This window comes from Streptomyces sp. NPDC088766, from assembly GCF_044750845.1.
In the GTDB taxonomy this organism is placed as follows: Bacteria; Actinomycetota; Actinomycetes; order Streptomycetales; family Streptomycetaceae; genus Streptomyces.
Genome location: NZ_JBIVKQ010000005.1, coordinates 333,694 through 342,072 on the forward strand (window position 1 = coordinate 333,694; position 8,379 = coordinate 342,072).

The window sequence follows — 8,379 nt, forward strand, 5'->3', positions numbered from 1 at the left end:
GGGGCCAGTTTAGGGGTGTCACCGCGCCGTCCCGAAACGCCTTTGTTCTGTAACGGTGGGGGCCCCGCCGCCGTGACCGCACCGGGATTGAGCCAGGATGTGAAAATCGCATAAGCACCTGGAGGGGAACCCCGTCATGAGCTACAACCAGCCGGGCCCGTACGGCGGGCAGCAGCCTCAGCAGCCCGGCCCGTACGGCCAGCCGGGCCCGTACGGCCAGCCGCCGCAGGCCCCCCAGCCCGGCTACGGGTACCCCCAGCAGCCCCCGCAGGCCACCCCGCCCCAGGCACCGCCGTACGGCCAGCCGCCCCAGCAGCCCGGCCCGTACGGCCAGCAGCCGCCCACCACGCCCTACGGCCAGCAGCCCCCCTACGGCCAGCCTCCGTACGGCCAGGCCCCCTACGGCGTCCCCCAGCCGCCCGCCCCGGGCGGCGGCAAGAAGAAGACGGGGCTCATCATCGGCGCGGTCGCGCTCCTCGCGGTCGTAGGCGTGGGCGCGGCCCTCGTCCTGGGCGGCAACTCGGGCTCGGCCGGCCTGGAGGACGACGGCGCCCACAAGCTGACGACGCCGGCGACGGTGCTCGACGAGTACAAGCGGGTCGGCAAGGGCAATCAGGTCAGCGACTCCGACAACGCGAAGGACATGGAGAAGAGCGGCGTCAAGGGTGGCACGGCGGTCCTCGGGCAGTGGTCGACCGCCGACTTCAGCGACTACGACCCCCAGGACCCCTCCACGCTGCCCAGCCAGTCCGAGCTGCTGACCGCCAAGGGCATGACGATGGTGGGCGGTTACGGGGAGATCGCCGACCCGCAGGCGACCCTGGACAAGTTCTTCGCCTCCATCCAGAAGCAGGTCGAGGACAGCTCCACCAGTGACACCGGCGCCATGCAGAACGCGGAGCTGGTCGGCGAGCCGGAGGAGGTCGAGATCGACGGCGCGGTCGCCAAGTGCCAGTCGACGAAGAGCACCAACGCGCTCACCAAGAAGGAGTCGACCGACTGGTTCTGCGCCTGGGCCGACTACAGCACGGTCGCCATGGTCTCGCCGGGCGACAACACCGGTACGGGCGTCGGCAAGGACACCGCGGTCGACCTCACCACGAAGCTGCGCGGGCAGATCCGCGTCAAGGCCTGACGCACCCGCCGCACGACGAAGACGACGAAAGGGCCCCGGTCGCTCGACCGGGGCCCTTCGTACGTCTCGTCCGTCCCTCGCTACGCCGTCTTCTGCTCCCCCGGCCCCCGGCCGCCGCGGGCGTCCCGCGGGATCAGGGTCGGGTTGACGTTGGAGAGGACGACGTCCGCGGTGATGACCACGCGGGCCACGTCCTTGCGGGACGGGACCTCGTACATGACCGCCTGGAGGACCTCCTCCATGATGGCGCGCAGGCCGCGCGCGCCGGTCTGGCGCAGGATGGCCTGGTCGGCGATGGCCTCCAGCGCCTCACGCTCGAAGTCCAGCTCCACACCGTCGAGTTCGAAGAGGCGCTGGTACTGCTTCACCAGCGCGTTGCGCGGCTCGACGAGGATCTGGAGCAGGGCCTCGCGGTCCAGGTTGTGGACCGAGGTGATCACGGGGAGTCGGCCGATGAACTCGGGGATCATGCCGAACTTGACCAGGTCCTCGGGCATGACGTCCTCGAACTGGTCCTTGGCCTCCAGCTCCCGCTTCGAGCGGATCGTCGCGCCGAAGCCGATGCCCTTGGCGCCGGCCCGGGACTCGATGATCTTCTCCAGGCCCGAGAAGGCACCGCCCACGATGAACAGGACGTTCGTCGTGTCGATCTGGATGAACTCCTGGTGCGGGTGCTTGCGGCCGCCCTGCGGCGGGACCGAGGCCGTGGTGCCCTCGAGGATCTTCAGCAGGGCCTGCTGGACGCCCTCGCCCGAGACGTCGCGGGTGATCGAGGGGTTCTCGCTCTTGCGTGCGACCTTGTCGATCTCATCGATGTAGATGATCCCGGTCTCGGCCTTCTTGACGTCGTAGTCCGCGGCCTGGATCAGCTTGAGCAGGATGTTCTCGACGTCCTCGCCCACGTACCCGGCCTCGGTGAGCGCCGTGGCGTCGGCGATCGCGAACGGCACGTTCAGCATGCGCGCCAGGGTCTGCGCGAGGAGGGTCTTGCCGGAGCCCGTGGGGCCCAGCAGGAGGATGTTGGACTTCGCCAGCTCGATGGCGTCCTCGCGGCCCTGGCCGCCGCCGTGCTCACCGGCCTGGACGCGCTTGTAGTGGTTGTACACCGCGACCGACAGGGCCTTCTTGGCCGGCTCCTGGCCCACCACGTAGCCCTCGAGGAACTCGTAGATCTCGCGCGGCTTCGGGAGTTCCTCCCAGCGGACCTCGCTCGTCTCCGCGAGCTCTTCCTCGATGATCTCGTTGCAGAGATCGATGCACTCGTCGCAGATGTACACACCGGGCCCTGCGATGAGCTTCTTGACCTGCTTCTGGCTCTTGCCGCAGAACGAGCACTTGAGCAGATCGCCGCCGTCACCGATGCGTGCCACGGTGTGCTTCCCCTTCGCCTGGGAAACGACTGGACGTCTTTCGAGTCCAGCGTCTCCTGGTGCTGCCTTATGTCGACGGTACCTTGCCGGGCCCCACGTTCGGGCCCCCCTTGGCACGGTTCACTTCCACGTGGACCGTGCCACACCATGCCAAGGGGCGGCAGACGATACTCCTCCGCCCGCGTCAGCGCAGGTCGGCGTTGTTCATCTTGCGGGTCGAGATGATCTGGTCGATCAGGCCGTACGCCAGGGCGTCCTCGGCCGTGAGGATCTTGTCGCGCTCGATGTCCTCGCGGATCTTCTCGATCGGCGTGGTGGAGTGCTTGGCCAGCAGGTCCTCCAGCTGCGCACGCATCCGCAGGATCTCGTTCGCGGCGATCTCCAGGTCGGAGACCTGACCGCGGCCGGTCTCGCTGTACGGCTGGTGGATCAGCACGCGGGCGTTCGGCAGCGCCATGCGCTTGCCGGGCGTGCCGGCGGCCAGCAGGATCGCGGCGGCGGAGGCCGCCTGGCCCATGCAGACCGTCTGGATGTCCGGCTTCACGAACTGCATCGTGTCGTAGATCGCGGTCAGCGCCGTGAAGGAGCCGCCGGGGCTGTTGATGTAGATCGAGATGTCCCGGTCGGGGTCCATCGACTCCAGGCACAGCAGCTGCGCCATGACGTCGTTGGCGGAGGCGTCGTCGATCTGCACGCCGAGGAAGATCACCCGCTCCTCGAAGAGCTTCGCGTACGGGTCGTACTCGCGGATGCCCTGGGAGGTGCGCTCGACGAAGCGCGGGATGACGTAGCGGGACTCGGCGCGGGGGCCGGTGTATTCGGCCTCGGTGCGGGCGTAGAGGCCGCTGCCGGGGAAGTCGTTCACGGTGTCTCCTGGAAAGGGGGCTGGGGCGGTGGGTGGAGGGGGCTGGGAGGGGCGCTGACGGCCTCGGGGGCCGCCGGAGTCCGGCGGAGGCCCCAGGGCCGTGGCACGCCCGTACTAGGCCGCCCCGGTACCGCCACCGCCCGGCATGCCGGCGGCCGTGGGGATGACGTCGTCGATGAGGCCGTACTCCTTGGCCTCGAAGGCGTCGAACCAGCGGTCGCGGTCCGAGTCCCGGGTGATCTGCTCGATGGTCTGGCCCGTGTGCTGGGACGTGAGCTCGGCCATGCGCCTCTTGGTGTGCAGCAGCCGCTCGGCGTGGATCTTGATGTCCGAGGCCGAGCCCGCCAGGCCGGCGGAGGGCTGGTGGATCAGGATCTCGGCGTTCGGCAGCGCGAAGCGCTTGCCGGGCGTACCGGCGCTGAGCAGGAACTGGCCCATCGAGGCCGCGAGGCCCATCGCGATGGTCACCACGTCGTTCTTGATGAACTGCATGGTGTCGTAGATCGCCATGCCGGCCGTGATCGAGCCGCCGGGGCTGTTGATGTAGAGGAAGATGTCCTTGTCCGGGTCGGCGGCAAGGAGCAGCAGCTGTGCGGTGATCTTGTTGGCGATGTCGTCGTCGACCGGCTGGCCGAGGAAGATGATCCGCTCGCCGAGCAGCCGGTTGTAGACCTGGTCGCCGAGGCCACCACCGATGGAAGGCTCGCCGGCGGCGGAGGGCATCAGATTCGTCACGTATCCACCTGCTCGTCTTGTCGACGGCGTCCGGGCCGTCTCACGTGTACTGCCGGGGGCAACGGGGACTCCCCTGCCCTCGTATTCATGGACCCTAACGCGCGGGTCCCTTCGGAGAATCCCGGAGAGGTGAGTGTTCGCCGGGGGCGTAGCCGGGCCGTCGGCGGTGGGGAGCGGGGTCGCGCGCGGATCGTGGACGGGTGCGGGCCGCGCGCCGCCGGTCGCCCGTACGGCTGAGCCGCACCCCGGCGGGGCCCCGCACCCCCTCGGGCAGACGGACGGGCCCCGGGACGAAGTGTCCCGGGGCCCGTCGCACACGCGTCGGAGGCGGCGCGAGGCTCAGGCCTCGGGCTTGTCCTCGGCGGACTCGCCGGTGGCCTCGGCGGACTCCGTGGTGCCCTCGGCGGCCTCGTCGGCCTCGTCCTCGTCGTCCAGGTCGATGATCTCGCCGTTGGTGTCCTTCACCGTGGCGGACTCGACGACCACGGCCAGGGCCTTGCCGCGGGCGACCTCGCCGACGAGGAGCGGAACCTGACCGCCCTCGACGACCGCCTGCGCGAACTGGTCGGGGGACATGCCGGAGGAGGCGGCGCGGCGCATGAGGTGCTCGGTCAGCTCCTCCTGGTTCACGTTCAGCTTCTCGCGCTTGACCAGCTCGTCGAGGACGAACTGGGTCTTGATGCCCTTGACCGCGGCCTCGCGGGTCTCGGTCTCGAACTCCTCGGCGGTCTTGCCCTGGAGCTCCAGGTACTTGTCGAGGGTCAGACCCATCTGGCCGAGCTGGTGGTGCTCCAGGTTGTGCTTGCGGGTGTTGATCTCGTCCTCGAGCAGCTTCTCGGGGACGGGCACCTCGACGAGCTCCAGGAGCTTCTCCAGGACGCGCTCCTGGGCCTGGGTGGCCTGGTCGTACTGCTTCATGTTCGCGAGGCGCTTGCGGCTGTCCGCCCGCAGCTCCTCGAGCGTGTCGAACTCGGAGGCGAGCTGCGCGAACTCGTCGTCCAGCTCGGGCAGTTCGCGGGCGGCGACCTGGGTGACCCTGACGGTGACCTCGGCCTCCTTGCCGGCCGCGGAGCCGCCCTTCAGCTCGGAGGTGAAGGTGGCCTCGCCACCGGCCTCCAGGCCCTTCACGGCGTCGTCGATGCCCTCGAGCAGTTCGCCCGAGCCGATCGTGTAGGAGACGCCGTCGGCGACGCCGTCCTCCAGGACCTCGCCGTCGACCTTGGCCTCGAGGTCGACCGTGACGACGTCGCCGTCCTCGGCGGCGCGCTCGACCGGGGAGGTCGAGGCGAAGCGCTCACGGAGCTGCTCGACGGACTTCTCGACGTCCTCGTCGCTGACCTCGACGGCGTCGACCTCGACCTCGATGGAGGAGAAGTCCTCCGGCAGCTCGAGGGCGGGGCGGATGTCGACCTCGGCGGTGAAGTTCAGCGTCTCGCCGTCCTTCAGCTCCGTGATGTCGACCTCCGGCTGACCGAGGACGTCCAGCTCGGCCCCGTTGACCGCCTCCGTGTAGAACTTCGGAAGCGCGTCGTTGACGGCCTCCTCCAGCACGGCCCCGCGGCCGAACCGCTGGTCGATGATCCGGGCGGGGATCTTGCCCTTGCGGAAGCCCTTCACCGTGACCTGCTGGTTGATCTTCTTGTACGCCGCGTCGAGGCTGTCCTTGAGCTCCTCGAAGGGCACCTCGACAGTGAGCCGAACCCGAGTCGGGTTCAGGGTCTCCACGGCGCTCTTCACGGTTCGGTCTCCTTGTGGCTGACTTCTCGGGTTTCGCCGGAACCTGACAGGTCCGGCGACTCGGCGCCCGGGAGATTTCGAGGCCGGTGGGCCGGGACACACGGGCGCGCAGTCTGCATAGTAGCCGCAGCAGCTGGGGCCGCCCAAAAGACGATCCCCCGGTGCGGCGCCGGCACGATCGCGCGGGACGGCGCGCGCATGACGCAGATGGTCGGGGTGGCGGGATTTGAACCCACGGCCTTCCGCTCCCAAAGCGGACGCGCTACCAAGCTGCGCCACACCCCGTCTGGTGCGACACGTAGGCTACATGCCCGCAGCCCGCCCGGCCGCCGCATTCGCGAGGGTCCGGCGGGCCCCGGGCGCGGCGCGCGAAGAGGGTGTGCGACGAGGGGCGCCGACCCGCTAGGATGCCTGAGGCGCCGCGGTCGGTCGACCTGCGGCCCACGTGTGCGGGCGTAGCTCAATGGTAGAGCCCTAGTCTTCCAAACTAGCTACGCGGGTTCGATTCCCGTCGCCCGCTCTGTACGGCCCGGGGCCGGTCGGAAGTCACCTTCCGTCCGGCCCCGGTGTTTTCGCGGGCCGGACCGGACCTCCCGCCACCGCCCCTCGCGCGGGAACGGCGCGGAAGCCGCTGATCCCGCCCGGAGGCCGCCGGTCCCTTCCGGAAGCCGCCGGTTCCCTAGAAGCTGATCGAGTTGATCGTTTCGGCGAGGGAGTCGAGGAAGCGGTTGATCGACGGCGCCATGCCCGTCGAGGCGAGGAAGAAGCCGAAGAGGATCGCGACGACGGCGGGGCCCGCCTTGATCGACCCGCCTCTGATCAGGACGACCAGGACGATCGCCAACAGCAGCACCACTGACAGTGAAATGGCCACAACTGATCACACACCCTCGGTCGGTCCGCACTCCCGGCCCGGGGACGCGACCCGCGCACCCCGCCAGAGACCATCGTGCCACCAACAGGGCCTTCCTATGCGGCCGCTGACGCATCCTCGGTCACAACCGTGCACGCCCGATCACTTCGCACCGCCCGCAAGAGCCTGCCGTAAGGCAATTCACGGACGCACTCCGCAGACGAATTCACAACTGGCCCGCAGGTAATTCGAATTGCGGGCACACGATCTTCGGCGACACCCCACAGCCGCCCGTTGTGCACCTTTTAGTCGGCATGAATCGTGACATACAAGGCGCCCAAGTAGATGGCCGGTTGGAACCAGTTGGAAATCGTGAGGAATGAGATCGCGATGACGAGGAAGGTTTTACGGACCGCCACGGACAACGCTAGGGTGCCTCAGATGTTCCACGCCGCTTCGTCTCTCGTGCCGAGTCCCAGCTCAACACCGAACGAGAAAGATCAGCACCGATCGTCCCCGGACGGACGGTCGAAGCAGCGTGACGCGTTCTTCGACAACGCCAAGTACCTGGCGATCGTGCTGGTCGCCATCGGCCACTCCTGGGAGCCGCTGAAGGGCGACAGCCGGGTACTTCAAGCCGCCTACCAGTTCGTGTACACGTTCCACATGCCGGCGTTCATCATCGTCTCCGGCTACTTCTCGCGGAGTTTCGACGGCAGTCCGGCCCGGCTGAAGCGCCTGGTGACCGGTGTCGTCGTGCCGTACGTCGTCTTCGAGACCGCCTATCCGCTGTTCAAGCGGGTCGTGGACCACGACACCGAGACGCCCGTCTCCCTCCTCGACCCGTACTACCTGACGTGGTTCCTGTGCGCGCTGTTCATATGGCGGCTGACCACGCCGATCTGGAAGACGATCCGCCATCCGCTGCCGGTGGCCCTGGGCATCGCCCTGCTGGCGTCCGCCGCACCGGGCATCGGCGACGACCTCGACCTCCAGCGCGTCCTGCAGTTCCTGCCCTACTTCGTGCTGGGCCTGTGCCTGCGGCCCGAGCACTTCCGGACGGTGCGCAGCCGGCCGGTGCGGATCGCGGCCGTGCCGGTGTCCGCCTTCGCCCTGGTCTTCTCCTGGTGGGCGGTGCCGCGGATGGACACCGGGTGGCTCTACCACCGCGCCTCCGCCCAGGAGCTGGGCGTGCCGTGGTGGGTGGGGCCCGTCATGCAGCTCGCGCTGTTCGGCTGCTCGCTGCTGCTGACCGCCTGCTTCTTCTCCTGGGTGCCGGGGCGCACGACGTGGTTCACGACGCTCGGCGCGGGCACGCTCTGCGGCTATCTGCTGCACGGCTTCCTGATCAGGGGCGCGGACTACCTCGGCCTGTTCGAGCCCGACTGGCTGCACCGGCCGCTCGGTGAGATCGCCGTCACCGTGGCCGTCGCCGCCGCCGTCACCCTGCTGTGCACCAAGCCCGTCCGGTGGGCGTTCCGGGGTGTGACGGAGCCCAAGATGGACTGGGCGTTCAAGCGGGACGCCGCCGCTCCCGAGCAGGCCCGCGTCCCGGCGCGGCAGCCGGCGCGGGAGCGCGAGAGGGTCGACGCCTAGGGCGTGTTTCGAAAGTGGCGTCGTCTGCCCGAAGGGCAGGCCCGGCGGCGTCCGGTGCGTGCGATCGCAAGGCGGAGGGTCGCCCCGA

7 protein-coding genes and 2 tRNA genes are annotated in these 8,379 nt (G+C 69.0%); 3 read left to right on the forward strand and 6 right to left on the reverse strand.

Annotation, left to right across the window (positions count from 1 at the left end; all coding sequences use genetic code 11):
- Positions 1 to 136: 136 nt before the first annotated feature.
- On the forward strand, positions 137 to 1,135 hold the full coding sequence (locus tag ACIP5W_RS10450) for a hypothetical protein (RefSeq protein WP_401469729.1): 999 nt from the start codon (positions 137 to 139) through the stop codon (positions 1,133 to 1,135).
- 80 nt (positions 1,136 to 1,215) lie between these two features.
- Here ACIP5W_RS10450 and clpX read toward each other — a convergent pair whose 3' ends face one another.
- The 5 genes from clpX to ACIP5W_RS10475 all read right to left on the reverse strand — a co-directional run bounded on the left by clpX (position 1,216) and on the right by ACIP5W_RS10475 (position 6,127).
- Entirely contained in the window at positions 1,216 to 2,505 is a 1,290-nt protein-coding gene (clpX, locus tag ACIP5W_RS10455; protein WP_401469731.1) for an ATP-dependent Clp protease ATP-binding subunit ClpX, read from the reverse strand.
- Positions 2,506 to 2,689: 184 nt separating this feature from the next.
- Positions 2,690 to 3,370, reverse strand: coding sequence for an ATP-dependent Clp protease proteolytic subunit (locus ACIP5W_RS10460; protein WP_401469734.1), 681 nt, complete (start codon positions 3,368 to 3,370; stop codon positions 2,690 to 2,692).
- A 114-nt stretch (positions 3,371 to 3,484) separates the two neighbouring features.
- On the reverse strand, positions 3,485 to 4,093 hold the full coding sequence (locus ACIP5W_RS10465; RefSeq protein ID WP_257850214.1) for an ATP-dependent Clp protease proteolytic subunit: 609 nt from the start codon (positions 4,091 to 4,093) through the stop codon (positions 3,485 to 3,487).
- A gap of 351 nt (positions 4,094 to 4,444) precedes the next feature.
- Positions 4,445 to 5,842, reverse strand: coding sequence for a trigger factor (tig, locus tag ACIP5W_RS10470; protein ID WP_401469737.1), 1,398 nt, complete (start codon positions 5,840 to 5,842; stop codon positions 4,445 to 4,447).
- A gap of 208 nt (positions 5,843 to 6,050) precedes the next feature.
- Positions 6,051 to 6,127 (reverse strand) — tRNA-Pro (locus ACIP5W_RS10475).
- Between the two features lie 164 nt (positions 6,128 to 6,291).
- On the opposite strand from ACIP5W_RS10475, the gene ACIP5W_RS10480 reads away from it, so the two are divergent.
- Positions 6,292 to 6,362: transfer RNA gene (locus ACIP5W_RS10480), tRNA-Gly, on the forward strand.
- 159 nt (positions 6,363 to 6,521) lie between these two features.
- Here the strand turns inward: ACIP5W_RS10480 and ACIP5W_RS10485 are convergent.
- Positions 6,522 to 6,716 carry a hypothetical protein gene (locus ACIP5W_RS10485; RefSeq protein WP_363088264.1) on the reverse strand — a complete coding sequence of 65 codons (195 nt, stop codon included), beginning with the start codon at positions 6,714 to 6,716 and terminating at the stop codon, positions 6,522 to 6,524.
- A gap of 420 nt (positions 6,717 to 7,136) precedes the next feature.
- On the opposite strand from ACIP5W_RS10485, the gene ACIP5W_RS10490 reads away from it, so the two are divergent.
- Complete coding sequence (locus ACIP5W_RS10490; protein ID WP_401469741.1) at positions 7,137 to 8,291, forward strand: acyltransferase family protein; 1,155 nt, start codon at positions 7,137 to 7,139, stop codon at positions 8,289 to 8,291.
- The last annotated feature ends 88 nt before the right edge of the window (positions 8,292 to 8,379 follow it).